Below are 22053 nucleotides of genomic sequence, written 5' to 3' on the forward strand. Positions count from 1 at the left end.
GGGCCGGACTTGAACCGGCACAACGCGAACGTCGAGGGATTTTAAATCCCTTGTGTCTACCAATTCCACCACCAGGGCAACGCAATCAATGCGATGGCAACACCACCTGCTCTAACGACCTTAGCCGTGAGAACGAGGTGTACTTTAACGGATTATATTTCTAGGTCAACAATAAATTTATTCTTTTTGATTCAGATGGTTAAAAACACTACTGAATGTATGGGAGTTGAGCGATTCGATTAAAACACACACGCAATCTTAACGACCTCGCCCATAAAATAGAGCCGCTATATTAGCGACTCCCTATCAGCTCTCTCAATGAAAACGTTATGCACAACAGTTACAGTTGCGCTTGTAGCGGTCCATTTTACCTATGCCTGGGTTAAAGGTGTTGGTCGGATCAAGTTGATGGTAGAACGTTTGCAGCGAGTTTTCCGCTTCGTACAGATGCCCTACGTTGTGTTCAGCTGGGTATTTAGCGCCGCGACTGTTCAGGTGTTCCAACATTAGCTTCTTCATCAGCTTGGTGTCGGTGCCCTTTTTGAATACATAGTCTTGGTGGAAAACATAGCACATAAAGTGCCCATAATAGAGGGACTTAACTAGGTTCTTACTCACTTCCTCAGGTAATGTTTCTAACCACTCCTCATCGTTACGTCGTAACGCAATATCAAGAGCAACGATGTCTTCCACTTCCTTGCGGTGAATGGTTTCGTAACGAATGGCTGCACCTGCCGCAGCAAAACGGTGTAGATATGCTTTCTTGCCCTCTTCTGGTGTACATTCGAAGAAGTCACTATCGTGCTCAGCACCCCAAACTTCTTTAAAATATTTTTGTGCTTCGGCAATACCGCCGTCACTCATTTTAAGTACAAGATGGTGCTCGTACTTATCACGGTATTCCAACATCCGCTTAGGAAGATGCTGCGGGAACAACTTGCTTGCGTAATACAGAATAGTATCTGGCAAGTATTTGCTGACCAACGGAACTCGCTCTAGGAAGTTTTCGACCTTAGCTTTAAGCGAGAACATCTTAGGTAGATTGTCTGTGCCCAATAGATCGATAGAAAGGAAGACGTCTTTACCGTACTTCTCCGCCATGTTGAAGATGTCACGATGAAGGTACTCACCCATTTCTGGCAAGTTTTCAAACTGAGTAAGGAAGTCTTTTCTCAGCTTGGTCAGTTTATCTGGATCGTTAGTACCTAAATAGAACACCTGCTCTTTCTCAGGAATAGGATAGCTATCGACTCGAACAGCGAACACGCCCAGTTTACCTGCACAACCACTCGCCTCGTACAGACGACGCTCATCCGCATTAAAGCGCGATGGGATATCAGAAGTCACATCACGAACACGTTCGTCGTATTCTTTGTCCGACGCCATGCGTTCATCATGAATCACTTTATCTGGGTCGAAGTTACCATCCTGGATGTTCTGTAAGATCTCTTCAGGCGTCGAGCCTAATCCTTCAATACCAAGGTGGTTTACAAGATTGAGCTTACCGTCCTTGTCGACCTGAGCGAATATGGCAAGCTCTGTATAAGCAGGACCACGTTTAACCAAAGCGCCACCAGAGTTGTTTGCAATACCGCCCACAACGGTTGCGCCCAGAGAAGAAGAACCAATCACCGAATGCGGCGCGCGATTAACTGCTCGCAACTCTTTTTCTAGTGAATGTAAACTTGCCCCCGGAAGGCAAACCGCTTGCTTACCGCCGTCTAACAGATAGATTTGCTTCATCTTGGTAATATTGATCACCACCACATCGCGGTCGTAATCACTACCACTTGGCGCAGAGCCTTCGGTCAGACCCGTCTTGGCTGCTTGCATGATGATGATGCAATTATTGTCCACACATTGTTGGATGACCTTCCATTGTTCTAGCAGAGTCTTAGGAAAAACCACCGCCAACGCCGTGCCGCTTCCTGAGCGAAAACCGCTGCGGTAATACTTGGTTTTGATTTGATCGGTAAGGACATTTTCTTCCCCGACAATGGTGACAAACGCGTCGATGAGCTGCTTCTGTTTCATATCCGTATCTCTAGTTATTATGTCCAGCCAATATAAATAGTCCGAATCTGTACGTCCATGCCACCAAAGTCCGATAACGACGCCCAGACAAAATTAACTACTTTAATTACCCATATATTCAATCACTTAAGTTTCGAAGAACTATAAAATCAACAAAGAAACTTATCGTTTCCAAAAGGAAACAATAGCAAAGTGTATTGTTAACAAATGTGCACAACATCCAAGAAAAGCAAAGTCAAAAGAATCACAAGGCTTTATATACCTAACCTTGATAGAATATTGAGTTAAAACAAAACCACAACATGTGAACACCATGACGTTATCGCAGCGTTATATCACTGTGACATTGTTGATCGACAAAGAAAACAGATAGGTTGTGGAGTTTTAAATTTAGAGCGAATCCCTTCGAACAAAGGAGAATCACTCCTTTGAGAAAAGTTGAACCACTAGAATTGATGGCTACGACGTTGAAAACACTGATACAGATGCTCAATAAAGATCTTAATCTTTTCTGGTTGCTGACGTGTGTATGGGTACACGGCATAAATGCCCAAGCACTTTGCGGTTTCGTCTTTAAACAACTGAATCAGCTTACCTTGCTGCAAGTCTTCATAAACCAGTACCCGAGGTACATAAATGATACCTTGCCCTAGCAAAGCGACGTTACGTAGCGCAGATGAGTTATTGGTACATAGATTCCCATCTACCTTAACCTGATACACTTCATCATGACGCTTGAAAGCCCACTCACGTGCACCTGTCTCTTGATAGGCATAAACCAAACAGTTGTGCTTAGTGAGATCGTCCGGCATTTTTGGTTTGCCATGTTTGGCGACGTACTTAGGCGATGCACACACAATCCAGTTTGCATCAACAAGCTTACGTGCGATTAGGCTTGAGTCAGGCAAAACCCCAGTACGAATGGCAAGGTCAAAACCTTCGTTGACGATGTCGGCGAATCGATTGTCCAGTTCCATATCAATGTTGATATCTGGGTAAGCTTGGTTGAATTCAGAAATGACGGTAGGAAGGATAAGTTCACCAGAGATGGTCGGAACGGTAATCTTGATGTTGCCGGATAGGCTCTTGCCTAAACCAACAATCGACTCTTCTGCGGTTGCGACGGCTTGATAAACGCTGCGAGCATGTTCGAAGAAGGAATGCCCTGCTTCTGTCAGTTTAAGCGTGCGTGTGGTTCGATAAAGCAGTTGAACACCTATCTCCTGCTCTAATTTGGCAATGCGCTTACTGACGACCGACTTAGTGAGTTCCATTTGTCTTGCAGCGGCACTGAATGAACCTTGCTCAACCAAATGATAGAAAATAATGTAGTCGTCGGTATTTCTCATGTGTCTTCACTGCTTCCTTGTCGAGGAAGACATTCTAAAGAGATTTCACATAGATTGCCGCAAGAAAGTTCACACTTGGCTTTTAAAGGCTTCCTCAACGAGAAAGGCGAGCTATTGAGGCTCGCCTTGTTTCTACTAAATTGAGTAACTTTCCTAGATGGTCTGTTTACTTCGTGAAGTGAATATCACTGATTTCAAACTCTACGCCAGCTTGGGTATTTGCCCATGCGGGGAAGATAGTGAACGTCTTAACAGTTTGCGCCCAATACTTGTTATCGAACTTATCTCCAAATGTGGACATTGGAACCGTAACGGTAACATCAGAGTTTAGTGCAAGATTCGCAGCGGAAAGTTCCGGTACAAAAACATCTCCCGTATCGCCATCCGCATTAGCAAGTTTCAGCACTAAGCCTGTTTGATCATTATCAGGCTTTTGTGAGCCAAAGGTAGTGACATTCACTGTGAAGACTAGTGAACCCGCTTCCGCAAAGTTTTCCAAGTTTTGTGCATCAAAGTTGAAGTGCAATAATCCTTTGTAAGCCTCTGGACTAGCACTGTTATACGTGACTGTTGCCCCATCTGTTACCGGGGTTACTGTCATGTGTGTTTCCCCATCAGGAATTGGCCCCCAACCTTCAGTGGTATATTGGTCTGAAGCATTTATCTGCGCGTTGAAGTCAGCGAATAGGTTATAATTGTCACCCGTTAGTGGTGGCAACGCATCTTCTAGCATGTCTTCACAACTTACCGCATCAGAAGGTAATCCTTCAGGGTTTGGAACGTAACGGATCTTACCCAAATCAAACTCCACCGCCTCCGTTGCGTACATCAAGAAAGACGTGTTCAACATTTGGAAACTCATGCCGGTATCTTTCAAGCATTGAAGCGGCACTTTGATCGTCGTCCAAGTGCTTTCTGACGGTTCTGGTAAGACTTTGTTAATGTTAACCTCACCGCGACAAGGATACTCACAGTGAGTCGATAGCACTAAGCTCTCTGGCGCTGCAGTTACCATGCGAATATCAAACTCCAAAGTCGAATCAGCATTCATGTAGCTGTTGTAATCAACACCCTTTTCATCTGGCGTTTGCATGTAAATTTGAGCGGCTGAATTGCCAACAAAATCACCAGTCTCTCCCGAGAACTTCACATTGATTGCTGACTGCTGCATGCCATCGTAGTTGATGCCTTTCGTTGTTACTGAGCCGATTGTGGTGGTGTCTTTGCTGATTTCCAGTCCAGACCAACCATTCGCACTGCCTGACATACGTGCAACAAACTCTCCTTTTGCATCTTTACCGAAGATCTCTAATGGGAACTCAGCGATGCCGTTATCTGGCTCGTCCATTCCACAGCCATAATCACGAGGATCAAGCGGGATATCGTTCAAGTCTTCATATAGAGCAGGAACTTCGGTCTGATTTGCATAGTTCAAACCATATCCATATGGGAACAACGGCTTGTGTTCGCCTTCGATATCTTGCTCAATCAACTCACCATTTATGCCATCAATTGGTGTCGTGTAGTTAGGGATATTGAGTGCCTTGCGGTTGATTGTGGTCGAACACTTCTTAGCGCCCCACGAATAAGAGAGCTTACCTTTGAAATCCGCACCATCTTTTGCGAACAACACATCAGTAATACCTAGACCTTCCGTACCCGGCAACCAAGCTGCAACGAACGCATCTGAGTTGTTGAGCTCTTCATTGACATAAAGTGGACGACCAGAGAAGAATACCGTGACCACTTTGTATCCCTGCTCTTTTAGCGCTTTGATCGTATCAAGATCCGCCTGATAAGAGGCTTTTAGCTTCGAAAATTCAAGCGTTTGTGCTTTGCTGATGTCACCGAACATTTCTGCATAAGGGTCTTCACCGATAACCACAAGCGCAGTAGCTTCTTCTGGTGTTGTTGCAGAAGCATCAGTAAAGACGTTTTCTTCACCAACTTCTTTCTGCATTGCCATAAGCACCGTTTGTGCATTCGGGAAGTCTTTCTCAATGGTATTGCCATCACCTTGCCAAGTCAGCGACCAACCACCTGTTTGTTTGGTGATGTCGTTGGCAGCCGAACCTGTTACCAAGAATTTCGAATCGGATTTCAAAGGTAGGATTTGGTCTTGGTTTTTAAGCAACACTAAGGATTCAGATACCGCTTGGCGTGCAATAGCAACGTGTTCTGGCGCGCTCAATACGGATTGTTCGCCTGCCAGTGAACGTTCTGAAGGCTGTGGTTTTTCCCAAAGGTTTGCACGCATTTTCACACGCAAAATACGCGTCACGGCGTCATCGATACGCGACATTGGAATGATGCCTTCGTTTACTTGGTCAATCACATTCTGATAGAACGCTTGCCAGTCATTACGCGACGTCACCATAAACACATCATTACCTGCGATTACAGCTTGCGGACAGTTTGCTGCTGTACAGCCGTTGATCTCACCTTGTCCGTTCCAGTCTGTGACGACTAAGCCGTCAAAGCCTAATTTGCCCTTCAAGACGTCAGTAATCAGGTATTGTGAGCCGTGGATTTTCTGGTTTTGCATGTAATCGCCACCATCCTCAGCACCGTCGATACCAACCATAGGATCGTAGTTGGCATCATTCCACCAAGAGTTGAACGACGACATCACCACTTGTGCGCCTGCATTCAAGCCACCGATGTAGCCCATTGCATGAATATTGCGTAGGTACTCTTCTGTGTAACGGTTCTCACCATGGTCAACACCACCCAACGTACCACCGTCACCGACCCAGTGCTTCACGTTAGAGATTACGTTAGTGTCCCCTTTTAAGCCTTCTTCACCACCTTGAATGCCTTCCACCATGCGCTTCGCGTATTCATACACGATTTCTGGATCTTCCGAGTAGCCTTCATATACACGTCCCCAACGATAATCGCGTGGTGTCGCAACGGTCGGTGCGAATGTCCAATCAAGACCTGTCGCAACAACCTCTCTTGCGGTCGCTTTTCCTATTTCTTCAATCAGATCAGGGTTGCGAGCTGCACCTAAGCCAATGTTATGAGGAAATACCGTCGCCATGAAAACGTTGTTGTGGCCATGTACTGCATCTGTCGCCCACATAAAGGGAATTCGGAATCCTCGATCAGCATAAGCGTCTTCCAACGCTAACCAGTATTTATCCGCTTCGTCCGCCCAATCTTGTGCGGTCGCGTATTTATCATTGTTTGGAAAACCGCCACCACCGTTTAGGATTGAGCCAAGCTTATAGGTTTTCGCCTCTTGTGGAGTGACCTCACGAAGGTCCGGTTGTACCATCTGACCGACTTTTTCTTCTAACGTCATTAATGCAAGGATACGTTGGATTTCTGCTTCCATCGCATCATCTTTTTTAATAGCACTGTCGACATCCTTCCATTCCGCAAAGTAAGGAATAGGACTGGTTGAAATGGTGTCACTGTCTGAATCATTGCAGCCTGAGATCATCGCCATTGAAACGAGAATACTGACGATTGTTTTCTTTGTTCGTAGCACGTTATTGCTCCTGAAATATTTTGTTATCCAACGGGACCACACGCCAGAGACGTGCTAGTCACCACTAATTTTTCACTACAGGGGTTTTATTTAGACTACTGAAATAAATGATAAATAATTCTGTGTTAGTCACAGAAATATGCTGATTGGATACACGCATTAGTTCATGAAACAAATAAAGATATCGTTAACAGTTTGATTGTTCGTTAAACGAGAAGGAGTAAGGCTTGTTGCACTTTTGTATGATATGCATGGTATTTCGCAGATTCATAGAAATGTGATTTGATTTCAAATCTTGAAAAAACGTATTAGTGATAGATGTTCCATATTCAACAATTTAAATTAGTGCCAAATTGCATAAGTTTGAAGCATATTCACACTATGTGGCGTTATTAATTCTTCTCGCATCTTAAGTTCACGAAGTAGCAAAGTAATAGCGCTACCACGAAACCGAGAGAACTCAGAAGTGAAGCTCTACTGAGTCGCAAAGCACGACACATGTGAAACAGTAAAGAAAAAACAAAGTAGTGATTGACGGCGGCAAAAGGAATTGATGGAACAGGAATTTTAGATACAAAAAAAGACGCCCTAGGACGTCTCTTTTTATGAATTTGGAGGCGCCTCCCGGAGTCGAACCGAGGTCCACGGATTTGCAATCCGCTGCATAGCCACTCTGCCAAGGCGCCAAATTGTTTACGCTAAAAGGCTCTGCCCCGTTGCGTTGGGTGCTACTTTACGGATTCAGGAAATATAGTCAAACAAAAATCTTTTATTTCCGCTTCGTTTGCTTTGTTTTAAACCAAACAGTCGATAATTCGATCTAATCGGTGCCTTATTACTAATGGCTTTATTGCATATCACCGAACAAAAAACGACAAAAGCGACCGCTTAAGCCGCTTTTGCTTGTCACTTTTATACTGTTCGATGGTGTTAGCCGTTTGCGACGCGTTTCAATAAGCGCCCCACTACATTTGGATGGTAAGACCAAGTGTGGTCAAACATTGACATTAACGCTGGGTTGCCATACTTCGATAAGCTAATGGCATGAAAACGGTTCTTCTTCGCTTTTAAAGCATCGACTTTTGCAAGTAACTCATCTTGCTGTTTTGGTGCAATGAAGTCTGAGATAACAACCATGTCGGCATTTTTGTATTTGTCGCTGTTCATTAGATCAATAGATTTAATTAACGTTGGCTCCAAATCCGTCCCACCATGGAAGCTGTAAGTTAAAAAGTCAGCGGCTTCACGTAAACCATCCTGACGCGTTAGCTCGTAAGTAATGTGTTCAGTGGAGAAGATGATCACATAGCAATCTCGTTGTTCAGCCAGAGCGATTTGCATAAGTGCGTAAGCCATGGCTTTGGCACATTGCTCCGGGAATCCACTCATCGAGCCTGACGCGTCAACACAAACGATAAATGGGCCTTTTTCAACGTCCACCGCTTTATGATCGGGTTTATGCGCTTTCACTTTACGTAGTGTGCGAGACTTACCTTGCGTGCGGTAGTTCATCAAGCGTTTATCAACCAAATGCTTGTAGAACACGACTTCTAGCTCTGGATACGCTAAAAACATGGTTTCGTTAGGTAGCAGTTTGTTGAGATCGTCACTTTCATGAATACCGACGATATCGTCTGTCGCTTCGTCACTCTTTTCCTCAACCATTTGCAGCTCTTCTGCTGGTGCGCGGTTGAGGTCAGGATCATTCACTTGCCCCGCCATGCGACCAAGTTGCTCTGCGATCTCTTGCAAACCTTTGTGCTTTTTAAGGAACTCTGCGTGGCGCTTCATCACGGTTAAGTCAGTTTTACTCAACTTAGCGGACGCCATATCCCACAAACGCCCAACGCTTTCTTCGTCACCGGACTCCGTCACTTTATCCATGTTACGCATAGTTTCCATACGTTGATAAAGATCGTTGAGGACTTTTTCTTTGTTCTCTTCAAGCTCAGAGACTTGCGCTTGTTTAATTGCTTCTGCAAGGCTTTGATACCACTGGTCACAGAAGTAATGAGGGAACATTGGGTTGTTCACCCCCTTGTTCTTCTCCATCATGCGACGCGCTTGCATGTAAAACGCCGAGTGCCATTCAAGCTTTTTGATCACGTCATCAATTCGTTCGAAAAACTCGTTTTCATCCCAATAAATCACTTCTTGATAGAGTGCGAGTTCCTGTTGAAAACGTTCTGTTTCACAGACTTTCGTCATGCGCTTTTTCACATTGCCACGCCATTTAAGTAGATGGTTTTTCACCGAGGATTTCATACCTCGATTTTCTGCCATCATCATGACTTGTGAGCGCGCCATTAAATCGTTAACCGCACTATCAATGATGCCTGAATCTGCCACCATAAGTGCTAAGCTGAGTCCGTCTGCACCTAACATGTCGTCTCCTTAAGAGAAAAACTGATGTAAGTTTTTAAAGCGTTGAATGATCTTCTCGCTTTCACCTTGGATAGACTCAAGTCTCTGACTCACCTGTTGCAGACTCGATTCCATTAGACGTGGTAACTCTGGATCCACGAAACTGTGTGGCAATGCGCCATGGAAGTTGGCTTTAACCTTACGCATGTGGTGTTCAGCTTCACTCAATTGGCTTACTGCTTTCTCGCTTTCAGCCAACCATTTTTGGTAAAGCTCAACGTCTAAACCTTGTTGAGTCACTAAGCTCACCAACACACCGCGGTTTGCAATGTCACGGATCACAAGGTTGTTTGCCGCATCGACATCAAACCGCAGACGACACATATTGGTGTTTTGGTTCACATAGCCATACACATCGCCATGACCTTCTTTGATCACTCGGTCAAGCTCGTCTTTTGGTACGTATACCCAGCGGCTGTCACCCTTCTCTGATTCAGATACCGACATGTTGCTTTGCAGAATAACCAGCTTAACCAGATTCACCGCCGCGCCTACTTTGTAAGTTTTCGCTTTGGATGTATCGAAGCTCATGGTTTCTTTGCGAAGCAGTCCCGTTGCCGCTTCAGCGTTTAGCGTCATGCGATATTTGTCTTCAAGTTCATGCTGCACATCAACCAAAGTTTCACGACAGTATTCGATCTCTTGCTCTGCTTCTTGCTGATCAAAGGCATGTTTTAGTGCGAACTCTTGAATCACACTGCGAACGACATCGCGTGACTCAGGGCTATTCCATAAACAATCTTGCAGTAGCAGAAGATCAAGTGGGTTGATTTCATCACGACCATTGAAAAACGCGCTCGCTTTAAGCAATTTGACCGCTTTTTTCCAACGGCGGTCAGAAACGTACATATCTGTTAATGATGCGTCGCCAAACTCAGATTCGACTTTGGTTTCCAACATAGACTTAAGTTGGTATAGCTTTTCGAATGTATTGTCGGTGAGAGTCAGCTTATCGAGCTGTTGCTGCCAGCGGTGGTATTCTTCGTCTGTGATCGCCAAACCCTCTGGAACCTGCGCTTCTTGAGACGTACCCACTGTCAGCATGGATTTGAAGTTTTGCTTATCCTGAATGCGGTTTACAAACACGCGCACCAACATGCGGTCGTAAAGTGCGTCTAAACCACTATCTTCGTCTGGTAGTTCGTTTGATGCAGAAACCAAAAGGCGCATCGGTACACGTTCAATTTCACTGCCGTTTTTGAACGTCTTTTCGTTCACAACAGTCAAAAGCGTATTCAGAATCGCAGGACCTGCTTTCCAAATCTCATCAAGGAAAACCACCTGTGCCGTTGGTAAGTAGCCTTGAGTAAGACGGACATAACGACCGTTGTCTTTTAGCTCTTGAATGCTCAATGGACCAAACACTTCCTCTGGTGTTGAGAAGCGAGTCATTAAGTACTCAAAGTAACTACTGTTATCAAATGCTTGGATAAGACGTTTGGCGATTAAGCTTTTTGCAATACCCGGAGGACCAAGAAGGAAGACGCTCTCACCCGCTAGAGCGGCAAGAAGACAAAGTTTGATGGTGTGTTCGCGTTCGTAAACGCCGTCGGTCAGTGCTTTAGCCAGCTTGTTGATACGCTCTGAAAGAAGCGCCTTTTCTGCATTTGATGCGAAAGATGGTTGAATCATAAAAGCTCCGGCTGTTGAACTGAGGCTGTATATTTAATTTTATACATTTGTTATCACTTTGTTACAAGTGTATTTTTTAGTGAACCTCGGTTATACCAGATGCTCTTCGCGCGCGTGCGCGGGTAACCATAGTTTTCATTTATGAGACATAACTCACTGAATGTGCTGATTTCATAAGAGTATGAAACCATTTTCTACTTTTGTTTCACGCGGTTTGTGGTTAATGTGCAAGACACGTCAACACGCGGTTACCGCTAGGATCCACAACTGCATGAGCAATACAATTCATACATGGAAGCAGATTTCTCTGGTCGAAGAGGAAATCAAGCTACCAACTGGTCGGATGATCAAACATACCACTATCCAACACCCCGGTGCTGCCGTTATCTTACCTATTACTTCAGATGGCAACATCGTTCTTGTTAATCAATTCCGTCCCTCTCTTAACAAATGGCTGCTTGAATTGCCTGCTGGCACACGTGAAGGCGATGAAGATCCATTGCATTGTGCTCAAAGAGAGTTGGAAGAAGAAACAGGATACAGCGCCGAAAAGTTTACATCGCTTGGTCAAGTTACCCCTCTTGCTGGTTTCTGTGATGAAATCCAGTACTTGTTTGTTGCTGAGCAACTGAACAGGACCAATCGATACGAGTGTGACGACGATGAAGTGATTGAAGTGGTGACATTGTCACGAGAAGAACTCGAACAACAAATTATTCAAGGCATTATTACGGATGCCAAAACTATCGCTTGCCTAAGCAAAGCTCGTCTTTGCGGTTATATTTAGGTCTTTTCGACCGAGGAGAGAATTATGGACTTTCGATCAGATACCGTTACGCAACCTACCCAAGCAATGCGTGAAGCAATGTTTACCGCTCCTGTCGGCGATGATGTGTACGGTGATGACCCAACCGTTAACGAATTAGAGCAATTTGCTGCTGAGCTTGCGGGCTTTGAAGCCGCAATGTTCACCACCTCTGGCACACAAGCAAACTTACTTGGCTTAATGGCACACTGTGAGCGCGGTGATGAATACCTATGTGGTCAGCAAGCGCATAACTACAAGTACGAAGCTGGCGGCGCGGCGGTACTGGGTTCTATTCAACCTCAACCGATTGAAAACAACCCAGACGGTACTTTGCCATTTGATAAGCTAGAAGCAGCAATCAAGCCAGATGACGCGCACTTTGCACGTACTCGCCTACTTAGTCTGGAAAACACCATCAACGGTAAAGTGATTCCTCTTTCCTACCTTGCTGAGGCTCGTGAGTTTGTGAACAAACATAACTTGCAGATGCACCTAGATGGCGCTCGCGTATTCAACGCAGCTGTAGCGCTTGATGTTCCAGTGAAAGAGATTGGTCAGTACTTTGATTCAATGACTATCTGTCTGTCGAAAGGATTGGCTGCCCCTGTTGGTTCACTACTGCTTGGTAGCAAAGAGTACATCGCAAAAGCACGCCGTCTAAGAAAAATGGTCGGCGGTGGTATGCGCCAAGCGGGTATTCTTGCTGCAGCCGGTAAACTAGCCCTTACCGAGCAAGTAGAACAGCTAAAACAAGACCACATCAATGCAAAAACCTTAGCGGAAGGTTTAGCGGAATTGCCTGGTTTCTCTGTTAATCCAGAATTTGTTCAAACCAACATCGTCTTTGCCAAGCTTGATCCACAAGTGGATATCGCTGGTATCGCAGAAAAGATGAAGGAGCAAGGCATAACAATTACGCCAGGAAACCCAATCCGCTTCGTGACGCACAAAGATATTTCGGCACAAGACATCGATACCTTCCTATCTAGCCTTAAATCTCTGCTTTAACTTGATTTTGATCATTGAGCTTCCCCTAAGGGGAAGCTTTATTCTATGCGCTTTCAAGAACTACAATGAGTGCATTTCATGTATAGATACGTGCTTCTAGCGTCTCTTCTTCTCTCTTCCTCTGTTGTGGCGAAACCTTTTGGTAACGTTGATAAAGGCAAACTTAAATCGCCAAGCTGTGTTTACTGTCATGGCTCGAACGGCATGACGACAAACGACGCTTACCCTAACCTAGCCGGTCAGAATGCTCAGTACCTGTATGATTCTATGAAAGCCTATCAAGATGGGCTTCGCTTAGGTCCTTTGGCTGAGATGATGGCAGCCCAATTACACATGCTAAATGATGAAGATTTGCGCGATGTTGCCGCGTTTTATTCAGAACAAACTCCTCATGCAGAAAAGTGAATAATTATGGGACTTGTGAATCGCCACAAGTCCTAACTCTGTTTTCATTCGCACAACATCTAACCAAAACAATTAACCATTAAATCATTGATAAGCAACTCAACCCTCTTCAGATCAAATTATTGATGAATTTATAGTTCATCAACTCAGTTAATATTGACTTTTTATTCTATTTTATCGATATTTCATGCTTTCTATAATTCGACGTGAAATAGGTTATGTCTCACACACACGCTCAGCCATCGGAATCGGCGGCAACCCCTAAATCATGGCAGATGCCTGATACCCTCATTTTGATCTTCATTGTTGGTATTCTTGCTGCGATTCTTACCTACTTAATCCCTGCTGGTCATTTCGATAGCCAACAGGTGACCTACATGGTCGACGGTGCAGAAAAAACTCGCACAGTTATCGATCCATCTTCTTTCTCTTATGCAACCGACGAAAACGGTGAATTGGTTTACAACAAGGTTGGACTGTTCGCTTCAGGCGGTGGCATTGGTCTAATGAACTTCCCATTCGAAGGTCTGGTTTCAGGCTCTAAATGGGGCAGCGCGATTGGCGTTATCATGTTCATGCTGGTTATCGGTGGTGCATTTGGTGTGGTAATGCGCACAGGCACAATCGACAACGGTATCTTACGCCTTATCGACAAGACCAAAGGTAACGAAGCGCTATTCATTCCAGTTCTGTTTTTGCTGTTCTCTTTGGGCGGCGCAGTATTTGGTATGGGTGAAGAAGCCGTTGCCTTTGCGATTATCATTGCGCCACTAATGGTTCGCCTTGGCTACGATGGTATCACTACAGTTATGGTGACCTACGTTGCGACTCAGATTGGTTTTGCAACGTCTTGGATGAACCCATTCTCGGTAGCGATCGCGCAAGGTATTGCTGGTATTCCGGTTCTGTCTGGTATGACTGTGCGTATGGGGCTTTGGGCTGCGTTCACCGCGATTGGTATTGCTTTCACTATGATTTACGCATCGCGAATCAAAGCAAACCCTGAGCTTTCTTACAGCCGTCGCACTGACAAATACTTCCGTCAGCAAGAGCTCGGTGACCACGACTCTCGTTGGAACCTAGGTGACACCCTTGTTATCCTTACGGTTATCGCAACGACAGTATGGGTTGTTTGGGGCGTAGTAGCTAACGCATGGTACATCCCAGAAATCGCATCTCAATTCTTCACTATGGGCTTTGTCGTTGCGATTATCGGTACGATCTTCCGTCTGAACGGCATGACGCTTAACTGTGCGGCTGACGCATTTAAAGAAGGTGCAGCAATCATGCTTGCCCCTGCTCTATTGGTTGGTTGTGCGAAAGGTGTATTGCTTATCCTAGGTGGCGGTACTACTGATGAAGCAAGCGTACTGAACTCGATCCTGAACAGCGCTGGTGGCGTAATCAGCGGTCTTCCTGACGTTGCTGCGGCTTGGTTGATGTATGTTTTCCAATCTATCTTCAACTTCTTCGTGACTTCAGGTTCTGGTCAAGCAGCACTGACAATGCCTCTATTGTCTCCTCTTGCAGACATCGCTGGCGTTACTCGTCAGGTTGCGGTTCTCGCATTCCAACTTGGTGACGGTTTCACTAACGTTATCGTTCCAACTTCAGCGTCGCTAATGGCAACACTTGGTGTATGTCGTATCGACTGGGGTGACTGGGCGAAATTCTGCTGGCGCTTTATGCTATTACTCTTTACCCTATCGAGCATTGTCGTCGTCGCAGCTCACGTGATGGGTTTTGCGTAAACTGAGTACCAATATCCCCAAGCAACTTAAACGCGAAAGCGGAGTTTGGGTATAAAGAATAAGGCGAGACAAGGTTCTCGCCTTTTTTAATTCAAGCCGTATGGCAAACAAGCATCAAAGTAAGATGTTTTGGAGTGACAACTTTAATGGCAACACAATTTCTGGATGACGTAATTCAAGGTCATCAAGTCATTCAATCTCTTGACGTAACAGACTTGCCTGCAGGCGAGCATAAGTTTTGGTTCCGTATTGCAACCAACGCCCTATCTCAATGGCAACATTTGCCTGTGTTAGTCTTCAAGGGCGAAAAACCGGGTAAGAAAATCATGATCACAGCTGGTGTTCATGGTGACGAATACAATGGTGTTTTAGCGGCGCAAAAGACCGCTCGTGAACTGATTGGCAAAGACATCGCGGGTACTGTAACTGTCGTTCCAACCATCAACCTGACTGGTATGCTGAACCACAGCCGTGACTTCTTCTCTGCGGATCCAGATGCATCTCCTGCAAACTTAAACCGTTTCTTCCCTGGTGATGCAAACGGCAACGAAGCAAACCGCTTCCTATTTGCTTTATGGAATAACCTTCTTAAGCCAAACGCAGAACTGGCGATTGATTTGCACACTCAAACTACTGGTGCTGCTTACCCACTGTACGTGTTTGCCGATTTCCGTATCGAGCAATCTCTGGAAATGGCTCGCCTCATTAACCCAGATGCGATTCTTAACGATCCGGGTGACGCTGGAGTACTTGAAACCGTCTGGAACAACAGCGGCATTCCAAGCATCACCATCGAGGTGGGCATGGGTCGTTACACAGAACAAGAGCTGATCGACCGTACCGTGACTGGCATCTTCAATATCCTTGCTCGTCATGACGTAGTGACCGGTGAAGTTGCAGAGATCACGCCCTGCCTAGAAGGCAAAGACATCATCAGCATTCGCGCTGAATTAGGTGGTTTTGTACTACCACAAGTGAAGATGATGGATAAGGTAGAACAAGGTCAATTGGTTGCAATTCAATACGACAGCTTTGGTGATGAGATTCAGCGTTACACAGCGCCGACTGAAGGTACAGTGCTGAGCCACAACATTGAATCGATCCGAGCACCAGGTTCATTAGTTGTTCGATTAATTAAGTAATACAGAACTCAGTTAAATACATGCCCCACTTTTTTGGGGCATGTTTCATTTGTCGCTGTAAGTATTACTTTGTTTGCTCTACGAGAATTAGCTCGTCCAACACAAAGCCTTTCTCTTTTGCTACTTGTTTGAAGCGCTCGACCGTTGCTTTATCGACAGTTGGCGTGCGTGACAGTAGCCATAGGTAGTCGTGATTGAAACCAGAGATAAATGCGTAGTCGTAGTTCTCACCTAGTTCAAATACGATGTAAGACGAATAAAACGGACCGAAGAAAGACACTTTTAAATGCCCTGTGTTTTCACCATCAACGAAATACGCTTTGCCGTCAGCTTGCGTCCATTCTTTATCTTCTTCTGAATAACCTCGGTTGACAACTGTTACACCACCATCCTCACGAAGCTCGTATTCAGCCGTCACATTCGATAAACCCCGCTCAAAAGAGTGATCAAGACGCGCAATTTCATACCACTTACCTAGATATGGTTGAAGTTCAAAGTTGTTGACGGGTTCCACGCCGTCCGGTTTAGACGTACAGCCAAACAACGTTGCAAGAGACAAAAGTAAAAGTGTTTTAAGAGATTTCATACAGCAACCTGAAGTTAAATTAGTGACTGATTTTACTATAGAAGATAAAAATTCGATCAGAAATTAATGTATCGAAATTCTCCACAGGACAGTCCTACGTCTTGGAAACCTTGCAGTGCTTCAAACACATTAAAGTGGCTCACGACAACAACCTTTCGATATTGGCAGTAGCGTTCCAGCACCGACTCAGTCCGCGCTTTTAGCACTTCAACATGTTCGTAGCGACTGTCGGTCATTGGAATACCCGCTTTTAACAACTCTCGGTATTCGTGCCAGCGTCGGTCTCTTTCATTCAACGTAATGTAGCCACCTTCTTTGTCAGCACGCCACTCTCTCAAGTCATGCTCAACAAACAAAGGCAAACCGCGATGACGATTGAGAATTTCTGCAGTTTGGAGGGCTCTTGTATAAGGAGAGCTGATGATGATTTCAGCATCATTAAAGACTGGATGATTGAGCTTTTCTTGCAGCACGGGCAAATGCTCTCGACAAAGCGGCGCATAGTCCTTCTCAAGCTGAGTCATCTGCCGCTCATCCGCTAGCGTAAAATCTGGCACGCCATGCCTTACAAATACAATGTCCATATTGTGGTGCTCGTCCTTGTTAAATTGCTATTGAGAAATTGGAGTCAGTTTTAGATAGGAGTGCACTTCTCCATTTTTGTATTCAATCGCAGAGTGGATGGAAGGTTCACGGTTTCCCACAACAGAAAGTTCATAAGTGTTTTCACCTTTGTAGATCGTGATATGAAGTACGCCAGACTCTAGCTCCCAATGCCCCTTGGTATGAAGGCGTCCAAACAAGGTGTATTCATCAAGTGAACCATCCGCATGCAAATGTACCTCTGTGATGTAGCCACCCGTGCAACTCTTGATCCAGCAACGATCGCTGACTTCTTCGAGGCGTATTTCTCTTTTGCTTGCCTTCCATTTTGAGAAACGTTCCGACTCCGCAAACGACGCTTCGATATCGGAATGTTCTTTTATGGGCGCCCCTTCAAGCTCGCGCAAGCAAAGCTGAATCCAACTAGTTATTTGCATGGAATGTCCTTAAGGTTTCAATTGCCCTTTTTACACCTAAACGTGGGCTGCTTAATACTGGAATATCGACATCAACTAATGATGCAGCACCTGACATCGAAGCTTGTGCCAATACGATTACGTCATAATCACGAGCCTTTTGTTCTATTACCGCTTTTATCTTGTCGTAATAGCCTTGGTTATCTTGGTCGAGAAAACGCTCCCAAGCACCTTCAACCACAAACGTATCTAACTGACGGATACAATTGCCCTCACTTGTCTCAAGTAACGCCAAGCTTGGTTCAATGGTTGTCGATAATGCCGCGAGTAACAACACTCGCTCATGAGTTACGGCTTGGTCACCCATCGCGCGGTCTATACGATGAACGTTAACACCCTGCTCTGTAAGCGATTCAGCAAAGCGACCAATTGAGGAGCAGGTACAAACCACCAAGTTTGCTTGTTCGAAAAGCTCTCGTACTTTGTCTTGTACTGATTGCTTCACCTTAGATACGTCCTCTCCATCAACCAAACACTCCAACAAGTCAGCATCGGCAAAGTGTGCGACTTTTAAATGAGGTGCGAGCTCTGTCATCAATTTGGAGAAAGGTGGAATGTGTACGGGTGAAGTATGAAGAAAATATAGGTCGTATGGCTTCATGCTAAGTTGTCGATTTTTAGTTCAATTTCGACAACTTAGCACAAGGCGATGGGAATTAATGCGATCAGAGTTACTGTTGTGCTTCCCAAATACCAAGAAAATACTTGCCGTAAACCACTTCAGTTTGCATATGCATAATCAGTAGAAATGCAATCAAAGCTAATATAAAGCGATTGAAATAACGGCTGACTTTGGTACGCACTTTTATATCGAATACACCGATATGAATACCAACATAGGCAAAGGGGTAAACCAACAAAACAGCGAGTAACCAACCTAGGTAGCCTGATATCGCCATTTCTTCGTAGCCGATCATAATACCTCCACAATGAAAACGACGGGAACGTGGTTAGTATTCATCATCTAACGGAGGCGGAATGTCAGGATTTACACAGCTGCGAGCCGTTGCCAAAAAGTCCCTTAAATAAGTTACTTATCTATTTATAAAATCTTGAGAACCAAGAAAATCTTGTGCCATTTTTGGTGAAGTGATGTGGATGAACTTGATAGGCGAACCTTTTAAGTCATCTTTCAGTTTTAAATAACGCTTCCGATTCTTTCGGTAATTCTTAACCGACCACCAAATAATTGAATTCTTACTCAAAAACGCTTTTCTAAAACTTTCTCTATTTCCAGTACCTTCCCAGAACTCTTCTTGAGTCCATGCCCTTTTGATAGCACGAGTGAAGGAGCGATAAGTGGTGATAGAACGTGAATAATCGAGCCAGATGATGGTATCGACTCTTTGCCATTTGTATGGTTGTGTTCGGCTGTAGTTCCCGTCGAGTACCCAAGCGTCTTGCTGTGTCACGTCCACGACTTTATCAAAGAACGTCTCATCATCGAGTTCTTTCCAATCGGGAAGCCAGAACAACCTGTCCATTTCTATGTACGTGACACCTAATTTCATTGCGAGCTGCTTTGAAAACGTCGATTTACCGCTTCCGCTGCTGCCTACTACATTGATCCTTTTCATTAAATCCTCCTAGGTGACCGTACCAAATTGACAAAGAGCGACGCATTCCAACTATAGGAAAGTCTGGAAAATGCGGAGGCGGGATACTAATGATTACGCTTTAAAGTTCTAGCGTTGATTCAATGAGATGTGAAGTCACGCGTATAAAAAAGCCTCCAATTAAGGAGGCTTGAAAATGAACTAATTACAACTTATCCCATGCGTCTGACCAGTAAACGGTTTCACCAGGTGCATAAGAAGGGTTTGAACACCAGCCCGTGTATGGCCACGGTTTACATTGATACAAGTTGCCATCTGAGCCTGTGACAATGTCACCTGCTTCATACGTTTTTCCAGATTCATACGGAGGGTAACTGCTGCCATCAGAAACAATCACAGTGCGTTGAGCTGTCGTAGTCTGATTTGCACTATCCGTAACTCGGTAAACCAAGTCGTAGACACCTAGCACGTTAACATCTACGCTGCCCTCTACACGAACTTGATCAGTCAAATCGCCGTCTTCTGCATCCGTCGCTTTTACGCCTGCCATTGGGTCAAATGCGTCACCAAGCTGTATGGTCGTATCCGTTACACCTTCAAACTCAGGCACTAGGCTGTAAACAACAACGGTTCTGCTTTGCTTGGTTTCATTGTTGTCGCTGTCTTTTACACTGTAAACCAAAACATATGTGCCAACGGTGTTCACATCAACTGAACCTTCAACAGTAATGCTGTTAGTTAGGTCTCCATCTTCTTTGTCAGACGCGGTAACACCTGCATACGGATCAAATGAACTACCGTGATGTACGCGAATATCACTGATACCGCTAAACACCGGTTCGCCTTCACTTGGCGGAGGTGGAGTCTGACCATGGATAAACGGACCGTAATCCTTCACGAACTTTTCACCGTACGCCTGACCATTCTTGTCGGTACCCATATCCCAGTTCACCGACCATGTCATTACGCCACGAAGTGCCTGCCCTTGCGCTTTAAGTTGATCAAACGCGTCGTAAAGATCTTGAGGGTCTTGCACAAAGCCCGTTGCCGCTGCATCAATGTTAGATGGAATACCAAACACCAATTTGTCATGCGGAATTTTGTGGAAACCGCGTGTACCGTTCGATAGAGAGTCTGAAATGTAGTAAATGAATTCTTGTTTTAGCGCATCATTGTTTTGTGCAATCCAACCCACGCCTTCAACCCAAATACCGTCGCCACCTTGGTTGTAAAACTGAGGGTTGATCCAGTCATAGTACCCTTCTAATCCAGTAATATAAGGAACGTATTTGCCACCTTCTGTTAAGTATGGGAACTCAGGCGCCATCGTAATTAGGAAGTTTTTCCCCTGCTGCTGGTAGTGTTCTTTTACAAGGCGAAGTGCAGCCGGGATTACAGTTTGGTTGTCTGACGCGGTTACTGCGGATTGCTCTAAGTCGATATCCAGACCATCAAAGCCGAACTTATCAGTCAGGCGGATGATCTCTTGTGCGAATGCTTGCTCATCGCCAGTTTTCAGCTCAACGTGTGCATCTGCACCACCAAGCGCAATAAGAACGGCGCGTCCTTGTTGATTTAGTGCGCCAATTTGATCAATAAATTGTTGTTCTGAAAGACCAATATTTGGATCGAGCTTGAAGGTTGGAATACGGCCTTCGTTGGTATTGAACACCTTCATAAAGGAGACGTTAACCACATTGTACATTGGGTCAACTTCATCCAGTGTCACACACGGTGCATTACCGCCCTTGTAGCCCGCCCCATCGCACCAGTTATGCCAATAACCGACTACCACACCACCATCTGGGTTCACCATCTCATTAGCGGATGCGACGTTCGCAAGACCACTCAAACCCATTGCTACTGCTAGATATAGCGCTTTTTGCTTCATCGTGTTACCTCTCATCCATTTTGTTTCATCACAACAATCATTCAGTACTTTGTATTGGCACTTAATGAATTTCGTTTGGATTATATGGCTGAGCTAAGAAAACAGATACACTTACAAAGTTATGTTTTTAATCTCTATTTTATAATTGTGATCTTAATTCACGACGCGAAATGAACCGTAAAGCTGCGCTCGCAATTAAGCGTGACGTTCTATCAAAATCCCACAAAAACTTAACCAATCTTCTTTTTTTGGAGCTCGCTCGCAACGATTTCATTAGGATTTAACCCTCTGCATATCAAAAGTTTGCACAACGTAGACATTGTGCTTTAACACCGAGCTTTATAATGCGAGCTTGCAAACAGAGGTTAATTTTATGAAATTAAAAACCGTGTCAGCTTGCGCAATCTTGATTCTTCTTGCTGGATGTCAGCAAAATACTCAAGATGAAGCGGCACAACCAACAACCTCGGCAGATGTATGTAATACACAAGGAAATATGCCAGGTGGGTGGAACGAATTCGATGCTACCCCAGACGCTCAAAAGGCAATGGCCTTTGTCCTAAATAAAATGGAAACTCTCTCTTCGTTTAAACAGATCTTGTCCGTTCATGCACAAATTGTGAGTGGTGTGAACTACGCGATAGAGTTTGAATTGAATGACGGTTCGGTTTGGAACGCGGTTGTTTACCGCAATCTTGATGGTGAATATGCGATTACGCAATCACCGAAAGAAGGTCGTTTCTGCGAACAATAAATGCTTCGAAACTGAAAACCCAAAAGCCCCGCTATTTTACACCGTAATCTAGCGGGGCTAATTATATGGTCCGCCTCACTCTCAAGCCCTACGCTTAGAGTAGGCTCTCAGAACGAGGTGAACCATATGTCTACCATT

Annotated in this window: 18 protein-coding genes and 1 tRNA gene; 6 read left to right on the forward strand and 13 right to left on the reverse strand. The window is 44.8% G+C overall.

Going from position 1 to position 22053, the window contains the following annotated elements; all coding sequences use genetic code 11:
* Positions 1-327: 327 nt before the first annotated feature.
* The 6 genes from dld to VJL_RS26565 form a co-directional block, all read right to left on the reverse strand.
* Positions 328-2034: a D-lactate dehydrogenase gene (dld, locus tag VJL_RS26540; protein ID WP_038882350.1), complete on the reverse strand. Its 1707-nt coding sequence runs from the start codon at positions 2032-2034 to the stop codon at positions 328-330.
* A gap of 446 nt (positions 2035-2480) precedes the next feature.
* Positions 2481-3383: a LysR family transcriptional regulator gene (locus VJL_RS26545; RefSeq protein WP_038867633.1), complete on the reverse strand. Its 903-nt coding sequence runs from the start codon at positions 3381-3383 to the stop codon at positions 2481-2483.
* Between the two features lie 166 nt (positions 3384-3549).
* Positions 3550-6837: a glycoside hydrolase family 3 protein gene (locus VJL_RS26550; protein ID WP_050568898.1), complete on the reverse strand. Its 3288-nt coding sequence runs from the start codon at positions 6835-6837 to the stop codon at positions 3550-3552.
* A gap of 654 nt (positions 6838-7491) precedes the next feature.
* Positions 7492-7565 (reverse strand) — tRNA-Cys (locus VJL_RS26555).
* Positions 7566-7809: 244 nt separating this feature from the next.
* A complete protein-coding gene (gene viaA, locus VJL_RS26560; protein ID WP_038867637.1) occupies positions 7810-9264 on the reverse strand; it encodes an ATPase RavA stimulator ViaA in 1455 nt (484 codons plus the stop codon).
* A gap of 9 nt (positions 9265-9273) precedes the next feature.
* Positions 9274-10935 carry an ATPase RavA domain-containing protein gene (locus VJL_RS26565; protein WP_038882352.1) on the reverse strand — a complete coding sequence of 554 codons (1662 nt, stop codon included), beginning with the start codon at positions 10933-10935 and terminating at the stop codon, positions 9274-9276.
* Between the two features lie 271 nt (positions 10936-11206).
* Between VJL_RS26565 and VJL_RS26570 the strand changes: the two genes are divergently transcribed.
* From VJL_RS26570 to VJL_RS26590, 5 genes are all read left to right on the forward strand, one after another.
* On the forward strand, positions 11207-11722 hold the full coding sequence (locus VJL_RS26570; protein WP_038882353.1) for an NUDIX hydrolase: 516 nt from the start codon (positions 11207-11209) through the stop codon (positions 11720-11722).
* 24 nt (positions 11723-11746) lie between these two features.
* Positions 11747-12751, forward strand: coding sequence for a low-specificity L-threonine aldolase (gene ltaE / locus VJL_RS26575; RefSeq protein ID WP_009696116.1), 1005 nt, complete (start codon positions 11747-11749; stop codon positions 12749-12751).
* 78 nt (positions 12752-12829) lie between these two features.
* Entirely contained in the window at positions 12830-13156 is a 327-nt protein-coding gene (locus VJL_RS26580; RefSeq protein WP_038882354.1) for a c-type cytochrome, read from the forward strand.
* 218 nt (positions 13157-13374) lie between these two features.
* Entirely contained in the window at positions 13375-14907 is a 1533-nt protein-coding gene (gene yfcC / locus VJL_RS26585) for a putative basic amino acid antiporter YfcC (RefSeq protein ID WP_080992052.1), read from the forward strand.
* A gap of 146 nt (positions 14908-15053) precedes the next feature.
* Positions 15054-16049 (forward strand): succinylglutamate desuccinylase/aspartoacylase family protein, encoded by a 996-nt coding sequence (locus VJL_RS26590; RefSeq protein WP_038867648.1) that lies wholly within the window; start codon positions 15054-15056, stop codon positions 16047-16049.
* Between the two features lie 64 nt (positions 16050-16113).
* Here VJL_RS26590 and VJL_RS26595 read toward each other — a convergent pair whose 3' ends face one another.
* From VJL_RS26595 to VJL_RS26625, 7 genes are all read right to left on the reverse strand, one after another.
* Positions 16114-16635: a lipocalin family protein gene (locus tag VJL_RS26595; protein WP_038882355.1), complete on the reverse strand. Its 522-nt coding sequence runs from the start codon at positions 16633-16635 to the stop codon at positions 16114-16116.
* Positions 16636-16691: 56 nt separating this feature from the next.
* Positions 16692-17219, reverse strand: coding sequence for a histidine phosphatase family protein (locus tag VJL_RS26600; protein WP_038882356.1), 528 nt, complete (start codon positions 17217-17219; stop codon positions 16692-16694).
* 27 nt (positions 17220-17246) lie between these two features.
* Positions 17247-17675 (reverse strand): hypothetical protein, encoded by a 429-nt coding sequence (locus VJL_RS26605; RefSeq protein ID WP_038882357.1) that lies wholly within the window; start codon positions 17673-17675, stop codon positions 17247-17249.
* Positions 17662-18315, reverse strand: coding sequence for an amino-acid racemase (locus VJL_RS26610; RefSeq protein WP_038882358.1), 654 nt, complete (start codon positions 18313-18315; stop codon positions 17662-17664). The genes VJL_RS26605 and VJL_RS26610 overlap by 14 nt, the downstream gene beginning before the upstream one ends.
* Before the next feature lie 70 nt (positions 18316-18385).
* The gene (locus VJL_RS26615; protein WP_038882359.1) at positions 18386-18631 is read right to left on the reverse strand and encodes a hypothetical protein; all 246 of its coding nucleotides are present in this window, start codon (positions 18629-18631) and stop codon (positions 18386-18388) included.
* Positions 18632-18748: 117 nt separating this feature from the next.
* Positions 18749-19291 (reverse strand): P-loop NTPase family protein, encoded by a 543-nt coding sequence (locus tag VJL_RS26620; protein WP_038882360.1) that lies wholly within the window; start codon positions 19289-19291, stop codon positions 18749-18751.
* A 184-nt stretch (positions 19292-19475) separates the two neighbouring features.
* Entirely contained in the window at positions 19476-21161 is a 1686-nt protein-coding gene (locus tag VJL_RS26625; RefSeq protein ID WP_038882361.1) for an immunoglobulin-like domain-containing protein, read from the reverse strand.
* 373 nt (positions 21162-21534) lie between these two features.
* Here VJL_RS26625 and VJL_RS26630 point away from each other — a divergent pair, with 373 nt between their 5' ends.
* Positions 21535-21915 carry a cystatin domain-containing protein gene (locus VJL_RS26630; protein ID WP_038882362.1) on the forward strand — a complete coding sequence of 127 codons (381 nt, stop codon included), beginning with the start codon at positions 21535-21537 and terminating at the stop codon, positions 21913-21915.
* Positions 21916-22053 lie beyond the last annotated feature (138 nt).

This window comes from Vibrio jasicida CAIM 1864 = LMG 25398 (assembly GCF_000400365.1).
In the GTDB taxonomy this organism is placed as follows: domain Bacteria; phylum Pseudomonadota; class Gammaproteobacteria; order Enterobacterales; family Vibrionaceae; genus Vibrio; species Vibrio jasicida.